Genomic DNA, 17,503 nt, shown 5'->3' with positions numbered 1-17,503 from the left:
GAACCCCACTCGTGTTGACAGAAATAAAGGTCCCGACCTTCGCCGAATCGGTATCCGAGGCCACCCTGATGGCCTGGCAGAAACAGCCGGGGGACACCGTGCAGCAAGGCGACCTGCTGATCGAGCTGGAGACCGACAAGGTGGTGCTGGAGGTGACCGCCCCCGGGGATGGAGTCCTCAAGGAGATCAAACACGCTGAGGGCGACGTGGTGGGCAGCGAGGAGGTGCTGGCGGTGCTGGACAGCGACGGAGCATCCGCCACGCGCCCCCAGGACAAGGAGCGGCCCATAGCCCGGGGCAAAGAGGCCCCGCTACGGGAGAAGGAGACCGATGCCGCCCCGCCCCAGGTCATGAGCCTGGATGAGGCCAGGCGCGAAGGCGTGGCCAGCGAACCGCCCGTGAGCCCGTCGGTGCGGCGGCTGCTGGCGGAGCACGGCCTCACGCCCCTGGACGTGGACGGCTCCGGCAAGGACGGCCGGATCCTCAAGTCCGACGTCCTCGACCTGGTGGCCCGCCGCGAGGCCGAGATGGCCGAAGGGCAGCCCCCCCCGGCAGAGCCGGCGTCCCCTGAGCCTCGGGCCGTTGTACCGCCCTCCCCAGGTGTGGGCAGCCGCGGCGAGCGCCGAGAGCCCGTCTCCAGGCTGCGGGCGCGGGTGGCCGAGCGCTTGGTGGAGGCCCAGCAGACGGCCGCCCTCCTCACCACCTTCAACGAGGTGGACATGGCCCCGGTGAAGGCCCTGCGCGCCCGCCACCAGGAGTCCTTCGAGGCACGCCACGGCGTCCGCCTGGGCTTCATGTCCTTCTTCGCCAAGGCGGCGGTGTCCGCCCTCACCCGCTTCCCCAAGGTGAACGCCTACCTGGACGGTGGCGACATCGTCTATCACGACTACTGCGACATCGGCATCGCCATCGGCTCCGAGCGGGGCCTCGTGGTGCCCATCCTGCGCAACGTAGAGACCCTATCCTTCGCCGCCATCGAGCAGGCCATCAACGCCTTCGCCGACCGCGCCGGGGACGGCAAGCTGGCCCCCGAGGATCTCATGGGGGGCACCTTCACCATCACCAACGGCGGGGTGTTCGGCTCCCTGCTGTCCACCCCCATCGTCAATCCGCCCCAGACCGCCATTCTCGGCATGCACAAGATCCAGGACCGCCCCGTGGCCCGGGACGGCGAGGTGGTGATCCGGCCCATGATGTACCTCGCCCTGTCCTACGACCACCGTCTCATCGACGGCCGCGAGGCGGTGCAGTTCCTGGTGGCCATCAAGGAGGCCCTGGAAGACCCAGTCCGCTTGCTGCTGGAACTGTAGGCCCGCGACCCACAAAATAAGGTGTCAGGAGCCTTTCCCTTAGCCTGGAAAGGGTTCCTGACACCCTTATTCGGCTGCGGCGCCACCACTCCGCGGCTGGAAATCGCGGGGGGATCCAGAGGAGAATCGGTCCACTTAGCCAAATACTCCGCGCGCCCTTCCCACAGCCGCGGGGAGGCGGCCATCCATAAACCCACCGCTGGAACCACCATGACCGACACCTTCCATAGCCGCACCACCCTTCCCGTGGGCGATACCGATTACGAGATATGGAGCATCCCGGCCCTGGACGGGCGCTTCGACGTGGCCACCCTGCCCTTCTCCCTCAAGGTGCTGCTGGAAAACCTGCTGCGCCACGAAGACGGAGTAAGTGTGCGGGCCGCCGACATCGAGGCCGTAGCCGCCTGGGACCCGGCGGCGGAGCCCGCCAGCGAGATCGCCTTCACCCCCTCGCGGGTGATCATGCAGGACTTCACCGGCGTGCCGGCGGTGGTGGACCTGGCGGCCATGCGGGACGCCGTGCAGCGTCTCGGGGGCGACCCCGCCCGCATCAACCCCCTGTCCCCGGCGGAACTGGTCATCGACCACTCGGTGATGGTGGACAGCTTCGGCTCCGCCACCGCCGCCGAAGACAACGCCACCCGGGAGTTCGAACGCAACGGCGAGCGCTACGCCTTCCTGCGCTGGGGCCAGAAGGCCTTCCATAACTTCCGCGTGGTGCCGCCGGACACCGGCATCGTCCACCAGGTGAACCTGGAGCACCTGGCGCGGGTGGTGTTCGACGATGCCAGCGACGGCGGCCACCGCGCCTACATGGACACGGTGGTGGGCACCGATTCCCACACCACCATGATCAACGCCGTGGGGGTGCTGGGCTGGGGGGTGGGCGGCATCGAGGCCGAGGCCGCCATGCTGGGCCAGCCCATCACCATGCTCATCCCCCAGGTGGTGGGCTTCCGCCTCACGGGGCGCCTGCCGGAGGGCGCCACCGCCACCGATCTGGTGCTCACGGTGGTGCAGATGCTCAGGGCCCACGGCGTGGTGGGCAAGTTCGTGGAATTCTTCGGCGACGGCCTGGACCACCTGCCCCTGGCGGACCGCGCGACCATCGCCAACATGGCCCCGGAGTACGGCGCCACTTGCGGTATCTTCCCCATCGATGCCGAGACCTTGCATTTTCTGCGCCTCACCGGCCGCGACGAGTCCCACGTCGCCCTCATCGAGGCCTACGCCCGCGCCCAGGGCATGTTCCGCACCACCGGCGCGCCGGAGCCCCGCTACAGCGACCTGCTGGAACTGGACATGGGGACCGTGGTGCCTTCCCTGGCCGGCCCGCGCCGGCCCCAGGACCGGGTGGCCCTGGGCGATATGAAGCAAACCTTCGAGACGGCCCGTACGGAACTCACCGCGGGGCGCGAGGGCCCCGGCAGCGCCCCCCTCAAGGGCAATGGCGAGCTGCGGGACGGCGCGGTGGTCATCGCCGCCATCACCAGCTGCACCAACACCTCCAACCCCTCGGTGATGCTGGGGGCCGGCCTGCTGGCCCGCAAGGCCCGGGAGCGGGGCCTGACGGTGCCGCCGTGGGTCAAGACGAGCCTCGCCCCCGGCTCCCTGGTGGTCACCGAATACCTTAAAAAGGCCGGCCTGCTGGAGGACCTGGAGGCCCTCGGTTTCCATGTGGTGGGCTACGGCTGCACCACCTGCATCGGCAACTCGGGGCCCCTGCCCGCGGCGGTGTCCGGCGCCATCGCGGCAGGAGACCTGGCGGTGGCCTCGGTGCTGTCGGGCAACCGCAACTTCGAGGGCCGGGTGCACCCGGAGGTGAAGATGAATTTCCTGGCCTCGCCGCCCCTGGTGGTGGCCTATGCCCTGGCCGGCACCGTCGACACGGACCTCGACCGCGACCCCATCGGCCACGACACCGAGGGCCAGCCTGTGCATCTGCGGGACCTGTGGCCGAGCCAGGCGGTGATCCAGGACACCATGGCGGCGGCCATGAATTCCGCCATGTTCCGCACCAGCTACGCCGAGGTGTTCGCCGGCGATTCCCGCTGGAATGCCATCGAGACCCCGGATTCCGACCGTTACGATTGGAACGACGATTCCACCTACGTGCGCAACCCGCCCCACTTCGAGGGCATGACCATGGAGCCGCCACCCATCGCCCCCGTGGCCGGGGCGCGGGTGCTGGCCCTGCTGGGGGATTCCATCACCACCGACCACATCTCCCCGGCCGGCGCCATCAAGGCCGACAGCCCGGCCGGCGAGTATCTCCAGGCCCACGGCGTGGCGCCGCGGGATTTCAACTCCTATGGCTCGCGGCGGGGCAATCATGAGGTGATGATGCGCGGCACCTTCGCCAACATCCGCCTGCGCAACCGCCTCGCCCCCGGCACCGAGGGAGGCTGGACCCGCCATCAACCCTCCGGCGACGAGATGACCATCTACGACGCCGCCATGCGCTACCAGAGTGAGGGCGTACCCCTGCTGGTGATCGCCGGCAAGGAGTACGGCACCGGGTCGTCCCGGGACTGGGCGGCCAAGGGCACCCGGCTGCTGGGGATACGAGCGGTGATCGCCGAAAGCTACGAGCGCATCCACCGCTCGAACCTGGTGGGCATGGGGGTGCTGCCCCTGGAGTTTCTGCCGGGGCAGAGTGCCGCAGAAGTCGGCCTCGACGGCAGCGAGACCTACACCGTGGACGGACTGGAACCCGGCGCCCGCGAGATCAAGGTGACCGCCGTCGCCACGGATGGCCGGGAACTCACCTTCAATGCCAGGGTGCGCATCGACACCCCCAAGGAGTGGGATTACTACCATCATGGTGGGATCCTGCACTACGTGCTGCGCCAGCTCGCCGCCTGATCCGGAAAAAGAGGCGGAGTGTTAGACTATTGGTATCAGCCGGGCGAAGACCCGGGGACAATAGCCGCGCCATGACAGCCTGGAGGGCCGTAGTCCGGCCCCGTCAGGCCCGGCACTTTTCGACTACAAGCAGGGAGGCCACCCCCGGGGAACCGGGGGGTCGGGCGTGGGAACGCCACTACGGGGCCGTTTCCATCAACCATGACGTCACCAGCCAGTCCACCGTTCCATTGAAAGCGAACGGCTCGACACCACCGGGATCCGGGACCGGGGCGCGGCCCTACGGCACCTGGCCGTCTCCCATCACCGCCGCCAGCATCGTGGCCGAGACCATCGGCATCGGGTCACCGTCAGTGGACGGGGACACGCCCTATTGGCTCGAATCCCGGCCCGCCGAAGGCGGGCGCAATGTAGTGGTCACGCGGGATCCCGCGGGCAACAGGCGGGATGTAACGCCTGCCGGCTTCAGCGTTCGCAGCCGCGTCCACGAGTACGGCGGCGGCGCCTTCGCCGTCTACCGGGGCATCGTATTCTTCTCCAACGACGCCGACGGCCGCCTCTACTGCCAGGCGCCGGATGCCGCCCCCCGGCCCCTCACACCCGAGGGCCCGTGGCACTATGCCGACCTGGTGGTGGACGCCCCCCGCCGGCGCCTCATCTGCGTGCGGGAGGACCACGGCGGCGACGGCGAACCCGTCAACACCCTGGTGGCCGTGGTCTGGGGGGGCGAAGATGCCGGCAAGGTGCTGGTGGCGGGCCACGACTTCGTGGCCTCGCCGCGCCTCAGCCCCGACGCCCGCCGCCTGGCGTGGATAAGCTGGGAACATCCCCGCATGCCGTGGGACGGCTCCCAACTGTGGTTGGCCGGCATCCACGAGGACGGCACCCTCGGCCCACCCCAGCCCGTGGCCGGCGGCGAACACGAGTCCATCTTCCAGCCCGCCTGGTCACCCCGGGGGCAGCTCCATTTCGTCTCCGACCGCACGGGCTGGTGGAACATCTACCGCTGGGAGGAGGTCCACGCCGAGCCCCTGTTCGATGCGCCGGCCGAGTTCGGGCTGCCACAGTGGGTGTTCGGCCAGTCCACCTATGGCTTCACCGCCGGCGGCCAGGTGGTGTGCATCTATACCATGGACGGCGAATGGTTCCTGGCCCGCATCGATGGCGACGGCACCCTGTGGGACATCCCCGTCCCCTACCGCCACATGCACGGTGTCGCCGGCGCCACCGATGGCGCCTGCCTCATCGGCGGGGCACCCGACCGGCCGGACGAACTGGTGCGGGTGGAACCGGAGTCCGGGCACGTGGAGGTGGTGGCCCGGGCCGGTGCCCTGGACATCCCTGCCAGCTACATATCCGAGCCCACGGCGGTGAGCTTCCCCACCGGCAGCGACGAGACGGCCCACGGCTTCTTCTATCCTCCCCGGAACGACGACTGCAGCGCCCCGGCGGGCGAACTGCCGCCCCTCATCGTACGCATCCACGGCGGCCCCACCGCGGCCGCCACCCTGACCCTGCGCCCGGACTACCAGTACTGGACCAGCCGCGGCTTCGCCATCCTCGACGTCAACTACCGCGGCAGCACGGGCTACGGCCGCGCCTACCGCCAGCGCCTCTACGGCGGCTGGGGGGAGGTGGACGTGGAGGACTGCATCGCCGGCGCCAGCCACCTGGTGTACAAGGGCTGGGTGAATCCCGAACGCCTCATCATCCGCGGCAGCAGCGCCGGCGGCTATACCATGCTGGCGGCGGTGACCTTCCAGGACTTCTTCAAGACCGGGGCCAGCCTCTACGGCATCAGCGACCTGGAGACCCTGACCCGGGACACCCACAAGTTCGAGTCCCGCTACCTCGACCAACTGGTGGGGCCCTATCCCGCCGCGCGCCAGCTCTACCACTCCCGCTCGCCGCTGTATGCCGCTCACCGCATCACCGTCCCCCTCATCTTCCTCCAGGGCCTCGAAGACAAGGTGGTGCCACCGTCCCAGGCCGAGGGCATGGTGGCGGCTCTGAAGAAGGCGGGCACCCCGGTTGCCTACGTCACCTTCCCGGACGAGCAGCACGGCTTCCGCCAGGCGGCCAACATCCAGCGCGCCCTGGAATCGGAGCTGGCCTTCTACCTCAAGGTGTTCGGCCTACGTGGCGCCGACACCCTGCCGGAGATCGAAATCCACAACATGCCGGCCTGAGGGGTACGGCGGCGGGCTTCCGATATGCTGCAGCCATGGGCCATACTGGGCCATACCAACAGCAACGGCCGGGCCTGCCCACCCTGCGGCCTGCCAGCCGCCTCCTTGGATAACTACAGCGAGGTTCCACCATGCCGGTACGCCTCATCATCACCGTAATGGTCCTGGTATGCGGTCTCACCGCCCATGGCGCCGACGACCCCGACCAGGGTCTGCTCTCCTTCGACGATAGCCCCGGCGACTTCAATCTCCAGAAACCACCCTGGTTCAAGATGAGCCTGCTGGAACTCGGCCACGATCTGGAGGAGGCCCTGGACAAGGGCAAGTCGGGCCTCATCATCTATTTCCACCAACCCGAGTGCGCCTACTGCAAGACCATGCAGGAGGTGAATCTGTCCAAGCCCGACCTGGTGCACTACGTCACCAGCCACTTCGATGTCATCGCCCTCAACATCTTCGGCGACGAGGAACTCACGGATCCCCAGGGCAACACCCTGACGGTGAAGGAATACGCCATCCGGGAACGCACCCATTTCACTCCGTCGCTGATCTTCTACGGCGCCGACGGCAGCCAGGCCCTGAAACTGAGGGGCTACTACCCGCCCTACAAGATGCGCGCCGCCCTGGAATACGTGGCCGACGGCCACTACCAACGCATGTCCTACCGCGACTATCTGGCCCGCGCCGAGATCCTGGTGCCCATCGAGGACGACGAACTCATCCCGGACCCCCTGTTCAGCGACCCGCCGTACGCCCTGGACCGCTCCCGCTTCGCCGCCCCCGAGCCCCTGCTGGTGATCTTCGAACAGGCCCGCTGTCATGCCTGCGACGTCCTCCACGCCGAGCCGCTACAGGATGCCAGGGTGCGGGACAAGCTGGAGGGCTTCGAGATCGTGCAGCTCAGCATGTGGGACGACGAGACCCCGGTCCTCACCCCCGGCGGCCACCGCACCACGCCCTTCCAATGGGGACGCGATCTCGAACTCTTCTACACCCCCACCCTGGTGTTCTTCGACGAACACGGCAGCGAGGTGATACGCGTGGATTCCGTCATCCAGTTCGACCGCCTGAACAATGTTTTGGACTACGTGCTGAAGAAGGGCTACCTGGAGGAGCCCCTGTTCCAGCGCTGGCGGCGCGCCCAACAGCTGCCCTAAGCCGCCATCACGTCACGACGGCCATGGCCTCGTCGTAGCTCAGAAAGCGGAAGTCCCGCTGCAGCAGGGCGCGGAGCTGGTCGCTAAGCGGCAGCTCCAGGTCGCGGGGGTGGATGCCGATGCGCAGGGGCCGGCGGTGGGCAAGGGCCACTTGGGCCCGGTTCCAGGACCGCAGGAATGCGGCCCGTAGGGGGGTATCCGCCTCGAAGCCCGCCAGAGGCAGCGGCCGCAAGCGGCCCGAGGCCACCTCGACCACGCCGCGCGCCACTTCGATGTGGGCGAAGGGCAGCCGCTGGCGCTGCGCGGCCGCCAGCGGGCCCAGCGCCCAGGCCGGGGGCACGTAGAGGGTGGGAGACGGCAACCCATGGGCCGCGAACCAGCCATAGGAGCGACACATCAGGGCGCAGACGCCGGCACCGTCGAGGGCCAGGTGCTCGGCCACGTCGCGGGACACCACGGCCCCATGCAGGCGGTGGTAGAAGCCGCCGAAGCACTCCACCCGGTGGCTCCAGCCGTGGGCCGCCAGGGGGTAACCGGCCGCCGCGAGCCGCCCCAACCGCCGCAGCGGGTCATCCTCCCAACGCCTCCCTGGGACCACCAGCAGGGTAGGCGGCGGCACCCCTAGGCCCTCGGCCAGGGCCAGCACTGCCTCCACCCGCCCGAGGGTCTCCGGCATGACGTCGTGCACCGAGACCACCGCCGCCGGTCGCCCCGCCGAATCAGTCACGGGGCCCCCGCCCGTAGCGCTCCACGAAGTCCAGCCATTGCATGAGGGTGTGCTGGTTGAGGGCCTCGGCGGCCTTCCGCGCCGCCGCCGCCTTGGTCGTCCATACCTCCGCGGGCAGGGCCGCCAGTTCCACGAGGGCGGCGGTCACGGTATCCCCCGCGGCCAGCGGAAACAGGGCCTCGCCCAGGATGGGCCAGTGGTGAATGCCGGCGCTCTCCGCCACCAGTGCCGGACGCCCCCGGGCCATGGACTCCAGGGCGACGGTGCCGAAGGTCTCCATGTGGGAGGGCAGCAGCAGCAGGCTCGAGGCGTCCATCTCCGCCCGCAGGGCGTCGCGGCTCAGCCACCCCGTCAGCCGCAGGTTGGGCAGCTGCGCGGCGGCCTTCTCCAGTTCCCGGCGCAGGGGCCCGTCGCCGGACATCACGAAACGCAGCCCGGGCAGGGCGCGGCTGGCCTCCAGGATCTCGGAGAGGTTCTTTTCCGGGGCCAGGCGGCCAGCGAACAGCACCTGGCGCAGGCGCGGCGGCGGCGGCAGCGGCGGAGTGTCCAAGAAGGCACGGGCCAGAGGCGTACCCATGACGTCCACCCGGCGCGCCCCCAGGCGCTCCACGGTGGCGCGCAGGGCATCGTTGTTCACCAGCACGGCGTCGCTGTTGCGGCATAGCAGGTGATTGACGCGTTCCAGGTAGCCCTGGGCCAGTCGCACCGCCACGGTGCCGCCGTAGAGTTCAGCCAGCCCCTCGAAATGGGTGTGGAAGGCGGTGAGGAAGCCGCAGCCGCGGCGTCGCGCATGGTAGAGGCCGAGCAGGCCGAAGGGGCCCGGGGTCACCGCGACGATGAGGTGGGGCCGCAACCCCTTGAGCTCCCGCCCGATACGCATCACGTTGGGGGTAATGAGCTTCTGGGTGGAGTCGCCGGGCAGCGGCAGGGCGAGTCCGAGCAGGCGCCGCTTAACCGCCGGCCGGAAGAGCCGGAGCGCCGCCAGCCTCGGTCCCAGCTGCACCGCCAGGTCCTCGTAGTAGGCGCCGGCGCCGTTGCGCTCCGGCAGGGCGTCGGAAAAGATAGCCACCCGCAGCCGACCTGCCTCGCGGCGGGCCGGCAGCGTCAAGGCGCCCGCGGAGCCGTCTGGCTCGTCATCAATCGCGCGGCTCATTGCTCGGCTCATTGTTCGGCTCATGGTCCAATTCATGGTCCAACTCATGGTCGAACTCACGGCCCAGCGGGGCCATGCCGTTGATCAGGTCGTGGTGCAGGCGGGCGACTACCGGGCCCGGATCGGGGTCCTCACCGCCGGTCACCGGCGGGTGACGATGGCCCCTGTCTTCACCATCCCCCGTCCGGCGCTTTGCTACTTCCAGGGCCGCCTCCAGGGCTGCCTCCAGGGACGGGACCACCGGCACCCCCAGCCGCGCCAGTGCCCCTTCCAGCTCACCCCGGGGCGCCGCCCGCAGCCGCCCCTGGTCGATCACCGCGAGGCGCCCGGCGGGAAGCCGCTGCCCACAGTCCCGCAGCACTACGTAGGCGTGGGTGACATTGGCCTTCAGCCCACGTGCCACGGCATCGGCCGCCGGCAGGGTGCCGAATAACGCCAGGCCGCCTCGCAACGCCCCCAGCTGGGAGCGTAGGGCCTCCACCGGCTCGCGCACGCAAACCAGGAAGCGGGCGTCGGGGAAGCGCGTGGCCAGTTCGGGGAGCCAGGAACCGAAGGCCGCGTTCTTGGAAAGCAGGCGGCGGCCCGGCGGCGCCGCATAGAGGTGCTTCTGGAGGCAGGCCCGGTAGAAGTCGACGAGCACCCGCCGCTCCGGCGCCGGCAGCTCTTGCAGGCGCCCCAGGCGCCACAGCGAAGGGCTGGCGGGGAACGCCAGCACCAGGATGAAGCAGCCCCCCGCCGGCAGCAGGGTCAGATAGTCCTCCTCCGCCGCCTCCAGGCCCACCTCGTGGATGGCGGCCAGTCCGCCGGTAAGGCGCCGCGTGACGGCCTCGGCCAGGTGCCACAGGGGACGCCCCAGCAGCCCGTCCAGCCGGGCGATGCCGCGGAGCAGCCGGCGCTCGCTTACCGAGGGTGCAAACAAGGCTTCCCAGGTGCGGAGGGTAGTGAAGCTCGCCTCGTCCCCGGCCAGTGCACGGTGGACAAAGGTGGTGCCGCTGCGCGGGATACCGGTGATGAACAGCGGCGCCGTCACGGGGGCATTGCGGTAGCCGGGGAAAAGCAGTTCATCCGCCACGAAGCCCAGCCAGTGTGCCGCCTGAAGCAGGGCGTAAGCCGGCAGCAGGAGAGCCAGCACCAGCAACCGGTAAGGAGTGAGGGGTGCCACCTGCCGCCCCCGTGGACCAAGGGCCTCGCGGAGCCAGCGGCCGTGCAAACGCAGGCTGAGGATGAAGGCTTCACGCATTGGAAGAGGGGTTGCGTCAACGACGGTGAGGATCGCCAGTCAGCTTATCATCTTCGGGCAGCCCGCACCCCGGGTGGGGAATGCCGGTACACCATGGTGGGGAGGCAGCCGCCCCGGTGCAGCCAACCACGGTGACCGCCGCTGGTTTCCGTCATAGACACGGGGACACGCCCCGAGCCGCGCGCGCCATGGCCCGCGCCCGCCCGGTGGTGGTGACCAACCTCTCCCGCGGGCTGCTGATCACCGTCATCGGCGTCGCCGGGCCGTTGCTCGGCTAAGCCGCGATTCGGAGCCCGCTGAAACGCATTCTTACGTTTGGCTCGTGCGCAGAATCTGTGGGTGAATGTTGCGCTCGCGGCGAGCGCTAAGCATATCATGCACACGGATAAATGATGGCGGCGTGGCACACCTTCGGGTTGGTTTTTCCGCAACGAACCATAGGCTCTCGCCAAGACAAGGGATAGGGGGAGATGACGGAAGACGCGACGGGGAGGCCGATGGTTGACAATGCGGTGAAAATTCATCAACTCGTCGGGGTTCGAAGGATGCCGACAAAGGAGATTCTCGCTGAAGCAGCCGAGTTAAGCGCCTTGTTGGGCTTCGCCGTTTTCTCGATCTTTGTGTAGCTTCGTCGCCAGTTCCACGTATCGATCATGAGAGAGTCTCGCATCCAGTTGAGGGGCTGCTTCATTTGTTAACCATTTCTTTAAATTACGCAGATTGAATGTATCCATAGATAAAGCAGCTTGTTCCGTCAAGCTGTCAACTTTTCCTAAGGGATCGTTCTGCTGACCTGCATACGTTGTTATATCTTCAATAAACGTCACACGAAGCATCACCAATGACCATGCAGTTAAATCAGATTGCCTAGCTAGATTTGTTGCCCCAACACTCCGTAAATCTTCGACCTTAATTTCTGGCATATCTGCCAATCGCCCCCTGCTCCACCAATACATGTGCAGACCACTAGTCCACTTTCCGTTTCTTGACATACAGTTGGAAACATACGCACGACCAAGGCTTAGCATTGCTAACTCGGCCCGAGCGCCAGGCAACGCCTTTAATTCAGCAAGCGACTCAATAGTTGATCCGAGTTCGCCATAATCTAATGCCGCGCCGGCCACAGCGTCTTTTCTTAGATGAATTTTATCTTTATCACTGTCCGATACATCAGGCTCACAGCACTCGGCGTCTACTATTCGACTTACACATTCGCTCGTGTAGTGTTCATGATGAACGATTGAAATTTCTTTTGCTCGGTTAACTGAGAGGTCTTTTCTTAAATGCAATCCGCAGGTAGTACCATCTGCAACGTTTAGTATTTTTTTATGCCTAGAACAATATCCGACAGCCAAGCCGAGCGCCCCGTATTGAAGCCCGTTAAACCAACAGTTTTGACAAGAGTGAAGTCTCATGATTTCTCAAATATCTTTTTGATGACAGGCGCAGGTTCTCCTATTCCGCGAAAATCGAGCAAGTGTTCTCCCCATTGCTCCACGTAACGGCGTGCCTGCATAACTTCAAATGCATTTAGCCATTTAGCTTTTCCTTTCCCGTTCCCCTTTATTAAGGATAATAGCTCTGCCCGACTAATATGCCCAACTGCTTCTGCTTTTGCGATTTTCACAAGCGTCTGCCAAACAGCGCCATTTGAAAACTTTTCAGCCAATTCGAATTCTTCTGAGGTGGACAACTATGGCGTTTCTCTTCCGGGGTCTTCAAAATACATAACGTGACGCACTATCGAATCATCTGCATCCGGTCTCGGCACGCAGACTGACTGTCTCCCGTCACCTCTATAGAGTGGGTCTTTCGACGCCTTCCATTTTTTCTTAGTTGCCATCTATTAACTCTGCGTGTACTTGTAGCCCAACCATGCATCGACTGACCCGTATAAACGGCCGAAATCGGTGGCGGGTCCGCATATGCCGCCTTCTCTTCATTGCCCGTCCACTTGACTGCGAACGCCTGCGGGCTCTCGGTTCAGTTCGAGTAGGTGGGTTTCACCCACCTCCCACTCCCTCGCTCGTCAAACCTCCTGCCGCCCGCTGAAGGCGTGGGAGAGGGTGCCGCTGTCCACGTATTCCAGCTCGCCACCCATGGGCACGCCGTGGGCGATGCGGGTGGCGCGCACGCCGCATTCGCGGGCATATTCACTGATGTAGTGGGCGGTGGCCTCGCCTTCCACCGTCGGATTAGTGGCGAGGATGATCTCGCGGATACTGCCGTCGGCGAGACGGGCTTCCAGGCGGTCGAGGCCCAGATCTTCCGGGCCGATGCCGTCCAGGGGGGAGAGATGGCCCATGAGGACGAAATAACGACCGCGGAAATCCGTGGCCTGCTCGATGGCGGCCACGTCCGCGGGGGATTCCACCACGCACAGCAGGCCGGCGTCCCGCCGGATGTCGCTGCACAGGGTGCACACCTCCTGTTCCGACAGGGTGCGGCAGACGCTGCAGTGGCCGATATGCTCCATGGCGGCGGCCAGGGCGCTCGCCAGGCGGCGCCCGCCGTCACGGTTGTGCTGCAACAGGTAGTAGCTCATGCGCTGGGCCGACTTCGGCCCTACCCCTGGCAGCACCCGCAGGGCCTCCACCAACTTGTCCAGCAGGGGACTGCCACTCATTTGCGGTACCCCACCATACTAGAAAGGCAGCTTCATCCCCGGCGGCAGGTTGAGCCCGGAGGTGACCTCGGCCATGTGCTCCTGCACCGCCGTCTCCACCTTGCGCACGGCATCGTTCACCGCCGCCGCCACCAGGTCCTCCAGCATCTCCTTGTCGTCGCCCATCAGAGCGGGATCGATGGTCACGCGCTTGACATCGTGGCGGCCATTCATCACCACTGCCACCATGCCGCCACCGGACTGGCCGGTGACCTCCACGTTCACCAGTTCCTCCTGGGCCTTCTGCAGGTTCTCCTGCATCTGCTGGGCCTGCTTCATCAGGTTGCCCAATCCGCCTTTCATTGCTCACCTCGTGGGCGGTCAGTCCGCCGGTTTGATTGAGTCATTCACCACCACGGCCCCCAGGGCTTCCTGCATGTGCCGGATATTGGGGTCGCGCTCGATGGTCTGTTCCGCGCTGCGCTGGCGCTCGCCGGCGCGACGACTGCGGACGGATGCGGGCGTCTCGCCGTCGAGGGTACCGAACTCCACCGCCAGTCTCAGCGGGCGGCCGATCCAGGCGCCCAGGGCTGCCGCCACCTGGCTCTCGCGCTCCTTGCCGTGGAGATGGCGATGGCCGTGGTCCAGCAGCACATGCACCGTATCGCCTTCCAGCCCCTTGAACTGCATGTTGTAGAGCATCTCCCGGGCCAGGCCCTTGATGTCCAGAGCGGCCACGGTGTCCGCCCAGGTGGCGGCGGCCAGTTGGTGCCCTGCGGTGTCGGCGACCGCCGCTGGCCCGAGCGCCCCGCTCGGTGCCGGCTCGGGAGACGGGGTGGCGCGGGCCTGAGGCTGCCGGCCCCGATCCGCGGGCTCGCGGGGCGGGGTGGGCGGCGCAGCCGCCGGCAGGGCCACCGCCTCGGCCGGCCTAAAGGCCAGCATACGCAACAGGGTCATCTCCATGCCCGCCCGATGGTCGGGCGCATAGGGCAGGTCGCGGCGGCCGTGGACGGCCACCTGATACCACAGCTGGATATCCTCCGGGCTCATTGTCCCGGCCAGGGCCGTCATGCGTTCCTGCTCCAGGTCCTCTGCCACCGCCTCGGCACCCACCACCTGGATCACGGCGATGCGCTGCAGCACCGTGGCGAGTTCCGCCAAGGCCCCATCGAGGTCCTGGCCCATGGCCGTCATCTCCGCCACCTGCCGGAGCACACCCGCCCCGTCCGCGGCCGCCAGGGCTTCCAGCACATCCAGTACCCGGCCGCGGTCCAGGGTACCGAGCATCTCCCGCACATCCGCCTCCACCAGGCGGCCGTGACCGAAGGCGATGGCCTGGTCCAGCAGGGACAGGGCATCGCGCACGCTGCCGTCCGCCGCCACCGCCAGGAGCTGGGCCGCGCCCGGCTCGGCCTCGATGCCCTCGGCGCGGACGATACGCGTCACCTGTTCGGCGATCTCGGCGGCAGCCAGCCCCTTGAGGTTGAACTGCAGGCAGCGGGACAGGATGGTCACCGGCACCTTCTGGGGATCGGTGGTGGCCAGCAGGAACTTGGCGTGGGGCGGTGGCTCCTCCAGGGTCTTCAGGAGGGCGTTGAAGCTGTGGTTGGAGAACATGTGCACCTCGTCGATGAGGTACACCTTGTAGCGGCCTGAGGCCGGCGCGTAGGGCACGTTGTCCAACAGCTCCCGGGTCTCGTCCACCTTGGTACGGGAGGCCGCGTCCACCTCGATGAGGTCCACGAAGCGGCCCTCGTCGATGCTGCGACAGGCCTGGCATTCACCGCAGGGATGCGAACTGACACCCTCCAGGCAGTTGAGGCACTTGGCGAGGATGCGGGCGATGGTGGTCTTGCCCACCCCGCGGGTGCCGGTGAACAGATAGGCATGGTGCAGGCGGCCGCTGTCCAAGGCGTTGGTGAGGGCGCGCACCACGTGGCCCTGCCCCACCAACTCGTCGAAGGCGCGGGGCCGCCACTTGCGGGCGAGGACCTGGTATGTCATGCGGGGTGAATCATGCCAGGTGGATCATGTCCGGAACATCATGCAACAGGGCGATCCTCGTGGGCCGGTACGCCGGTGGTGAATCGGGGCGCGGTCATGTCGGGAAAGGGTGATTCTAACCGTTGCGGGGGGGATGAGAAATCCGCGAGCCGGACCTCGAATAGGGTGGCGACCCACGCCAGCCACACCCCGGCACACGCATCGACCGCTGCCGCTGCTCCCTTCCGGGTCTGACGGGGTTCACGATCTAGCGTTGCGAGGGGACCAACGCGGGCCACCATTGAACGGGCGATTCTATCACAGCCGGCCGGTCCGCGAGGAACCTGCCCAGGGGCCGCGCCGGCCGGGGCGTACAGCACAAACAGGGCAGACTAACTCTCATGGCGATACGCGCCGCCCGAGATGATGAAAAGAGGAGCGCGTATCGCCATGCTCGTTCCCTCACCCCATCCCTGTACTCCGGGCATCCTGCCCTGCGCCCTGCGGGCCGCGCCAAGGCGCGTTCAAATCCGTTCCCGACGGATTTGTCCCAGAGGGAGAGGGAGAGTTCGTGCTTCGCGACTCTGACACATTAAGACGTCCCGGCCTGCTCCCCCGCCGCAGCGAGACGCAGGGCCTCGTGGAGCCGGAACTCAAGGGCACCCGGGTCGGCGGCGCGCAGGGTGATATGGCCCACTTTGCGCCCGGGCCGCGGCGCCTTGCCGTAGTCGTGCATGTGGGCCCCCGGCACGGCCATCACGTCCGCCAGGGCGGGCAGCGCACCGATGCAGTTCACCATGGCCGTCAGCCCCAACGCCCCCGTGTCCCCCAGTTCGAGGCCGACCACCGCCCGCAGGTGGTTCTCGAACTGGCTGGTCTCGGCACCCTCGATGGTCCAGTGGCCGGAGTTATGGACCCGGGGCGCGAACTCGTTGGCCAGCAGGGCGTCCCCCACCTGAAACAGCTCCAGTGCCAACACGCCCACGTAGTCGAGTTGCTCCATCAGGCGCCGTCCATAGTCCTCGGCGCGAGCCTGCATGGGATCGCCGGGCCGGCTTACCGCCACCTTGAGGATGCCGCCCTCGTGGGTATTCTCGGACAGCGGATAGAACAACAGCCGACCGCGGACGTCCCGCACGGCGATGATGGAGACCTCCCGCTCGAAGGTCACGAAGGACTCCGCCACCCCCGGTCCTCCGCCGATACGTTCCAGGGCCCCCGCGGCATCTCCCGCCGTCCGCAGGAGTACCTGGCCCTTGCCGTCATAGCCCTCGCGCCGGGTCTTCAGCAGAACCGGGAGACCGAGGGCGGATATGGCCGCTGCCACATCCGCATCCCGCTCCACGGGATGAAAATCGGCGGTGGGGATGCTGAGGCGACGGAACAACATCTTCTCCGCCAGCCGATCCTGCCCCGTCGCCAGGGCCCGCGGCGGCGGCTGAACCACCGTCCGGCCGTCCAGGACCTGGAGGCTCTCTACCGGCACGTTCTCGAACTCGTAGGTCACCACGTCCACGGCGTCGGCCAGCACGCCCAGGAGCCGATGATCGATGAGGGAGCCATGGAGATGGCGGGTGACGGCGGCGGCGGAGGCATCCTCCACGGGACACAGCACCGTGGTCTCTATGCCCAGGGGATGACCGGCAAGGGCCAGCATGCGGGCGAGCTGACCGCCGCCCAGAATACCCACCTTCATGAATCCCCGTCCCTCGGATCGGGACGGGCGAGCACTGCCGCGGTCTGTTCGGCCCGGTATGCCCGCAGGGCATCCAGCACCCGGGGCTCGAGATGACCGACGATGGCCGCCGCCAGGAGGGCGGCGTTGACCGCCCCCGCGCGGCCGATGGCCAGGGTGCCCACGGGCACGCCGGCGGGCATCTGGGCGATGGAGAGCAGGGAATCCATGCCATTGAGGGCCTTGGACTGCACGGGGACGCCGAGCACCGGCACCACGGTCTTGGCCGCCGCCATGCCCGGCAGGTGGGCGGCGCCACCGGCACCTGCGATAATCACCTTGAGCCCGCGGGCCTCCGCGCCGGCCGCGTAGTCGAACAGCCTGTCCGGCGTGCGATGCGCGGAGACCACCTCCACCTCATGGGGAACGCCCAGACGCTCCAGCGTCTCGGCGGCATGACGCAGGGTCTCCCAGTCGGAGACGGACCCCATGATGATGCCGACCTGTGGTTCCATGGAACTGACCTCTCAATGGACACCCAAAAACCGAAAGCCCATCGCCGGCGCGGCGAAAAGCAAAAAAGGCCCCGAAGGGCCTCG

Annotated in this window: 15 protein-coding genes and 1 other RNA gene; 5 read left to right on the top strand and 11 right to left on the bottom strand. The window is 67.1% G+C overall.

Going from position 1 to position 17,503, the window contains the following annotated elements; all coding sequences use genetic code 11:
* Positions 1-11 precede the first annotated feature (11 nt).
* The 4 genes from odhB to U5S82_16285 all read left to right on the top strand — a co-directional run bounded on the left by odhB (position 12) and on the right by U5S82_16285 (position 7,521).
* Positions 12-1,310, top strand: a complete 1,299-nt coding sequence (gene odhB / locus U5S82_16300; protein ID MDZ7753172.1) for a 2-oxoglutarate dehydrogenase complex dihydrolipoyllysine-residue succinyltransferase — start codon at positions 12-14, stop codon at positions 1,308-1,310.
* A gap of 210 nt (positions 1,311-1,520) precedes the next feature.
* Complete coding sequence (acnA, locus tag U5S82_16295) at positions 1,521-4,175, top strand: aconitate hydratase AcnA (GenBank protein MDZ7753171.1); 2,655 nt, start codon at positions 1,521-1,523, stop codon at positions 4,173-4,175.
* Positions 4,176-4,246: 71 nt separating this feature from the next.
* Positions 4,247-6,364 carry a S9 family peptidase gene (locus U5S82_16290; protein ID MDZ7753170.1) on the top strand — a complete coding sequence of 706 codons (2,118 nt, stop codon included), beginning with the start codon at positions 4,247-4,249 and terminating at the stop codon, positions 6,362-6,364.
* Positions 6,365-6,495: 131 nt separating this feature from the next.
* A complete protein-coding gene (locus U5S82_16285; GenBank protein ID MDZ7753169.1) occupies positions 6,496-7,521 on the top strand; it encodes a thioredoxin fold domain-containing protein in 1,026 nt (341 codons plus the stop codon).
* Positions 7,522-7,528: 7 nt separating this feature from the next.
* Here U5S82_16285 and U5S82_16280 read toward each other — a convergent pair whose 3' ends face one another.
* The 3 genes from U5S82_16280 to U5S82_16270 are packed head-to-tail and all read right to left on the bottom strand — an operon-like array spanning position 7,529 to position 10,641.
* Entirely contained in the window at positions 7,529-8,248 is a 720-nt protein-coding gene (locus U5S82_16280) for a polysaccharide deacetylase family protein (GenBank protein MDZ7753168.1), read from the bottom strand.
* Positions 8,241-9,401: a glycosyltransferase gene (locus U5S82_16275; protein ID MDZ7753167.1), complete on the bottom strand. Its 1,161-nt coding sequence runs from the start codon at positions 9,399-9,401 to the stop codon at positions 8,241-8,243. Before U5S82_16275 ends, U5S82_16280 begins: the two co-directional genes overlap by 8 nt.
* Positions 9,385-10,641, bottom strand: coding sequence for a sulfotransferase (locus tag U5S82_16270; protein MDZ7753166.1), 1,257 nt, complete (start codon positions 10,639-10,641; stop codon positions 9,385-9,387). The genes U5S82_16275 and U5S82_16270 overlap by 17 nt, the downstream gene beginning before the upstream one ends.
* Positions 10,642-10,757: 116 nt before the next feature.
* Here U5S82_16270 and U5S82_16265 point away from each other — a divergent pair, with 116 nt between their 5' ends.
* Positions 10,758-10,919, top strand: a complete 162-nt coding sequence (locus tag U5S82_16265; protein ID MDZ7753165.1) for a hypothetical protein — start codon at positions 10,758-10,760, stop codon at positions 10,917-10,919.
* 303 nt (positions 10,920-11,222) lie between these two features.
* On the opposite strand, the gene U5S82_16260 is transcribed toward U5S82_16265, so the two are convergent.
* The 8 genes from U5S82_16260 to purE all read right to left on the bottom strand — a co-directional run bounded on the left by U5S82_16260 (position 11,223) and on the right by purE (position 17,419).
* Entirely contained in the window at positions 11,223-12,056 is an 834-nt protein-coding gene (locus U5S82_16260) for a hypothetical protein (protein MDZ7753164.1), read from the bottom strand.
* Positions 12,053-12,334 carry a hypothetical protein gene (locus U5S82_16255; protein MDZ7753163.1) on the bottom strand — a complete coding sequence of 94 codons (282 nt, stop codon included), beginning with the start codon at positions 12,332-12,334 and terminating at the stop codon, positions 12,053-12,055. The genes U5S82_16260 and U5S82_16255 overlap by 4 nt, the downstream gene beginning before the upstream one ends.
* A 336-nt stretch (positions 12,335-12,670) precedes the next feature.
* The gene (gene recR, locus U5S82_16250) at positions 12,671-13,267 is read right to left on the bottom strand and encodes a recombination mediator RecR (protein ID MDZ7753162.1); all 597 of its coding nucleotides are present in this window, start codon (positions 13,265-13,267) and stop codon (positions 12,671-12,673) included.
* Between the two features lie 18 nt (positions 13,268-13,285).
* Positions 13,286-13,609, bottom strand: a complete 324-nt coding sequence (locus tag U5S82_16245) for a YbaB/EbfC family nucleoid-associated protein (protein MDZ7753161.1) — start codon at positions 13,607-13,609, stop codon at positions 13,286-13,288.
* Between the two features lie 18 nt (positions 13,610-13,627).
* Positions 13,628-15,250, bottom strand: coding sequence for a DNA polymerase III subunit gamma/tau (dnaX, locus tag U5S82_16240; GenBank protein MDZ7753160.1), 1,623 nt, complete (start codon positions 15,248-15,250; stop codon positions 13,628-13,630).
* Between the two features lie 173 nt (positions 15,251-15,423).
* Positions 15,424-15,520: signal recognition particle sRNA small type (gene ffs / locus U5S82_16235), an RNA gene on the bottom strand.
* Between the two features lie 301 nt (positions 15,521-15,821).
* On the bottom strand, positions 15,822-16,925 hold the full coding sequence (locus U5S82_16230) for a 5-(carboxyamino)imidazole ribonucleotide synthase (GenBank protein ID MDZ7753159.1): 1,104 nt from the start codon (positions 16,923-16,925) through the stop codon (positions 15,822-15,824).
* Entirely contained in the window at positions 16,922-17,419 is a 498-nt protein-coding gene (gene purE, locus U5S82_16225; protein MDZ7753158.1) for a 5-(carboxyamino)imidazole ribonucleotide mutase, read from the bottom strand. Before purE ends, U5S82_16230 begins: the two co-directional genes overlap by 4 nt.
* Positions 17,420-17,503: the final 84 nt, after the last annotated feature.

It is taken from the genome of Gammaproteobacteria bacterium (assembly GCA_034522055.1).
Lineage (GTDB): Bacteria > Pseudomonadota > Gammaproteobacteria > JAABTG01 > JAABTG01 > JAABTG01.
This window is presented reverse-complemented; position numbering and strand designations above follow the sequence as displayed.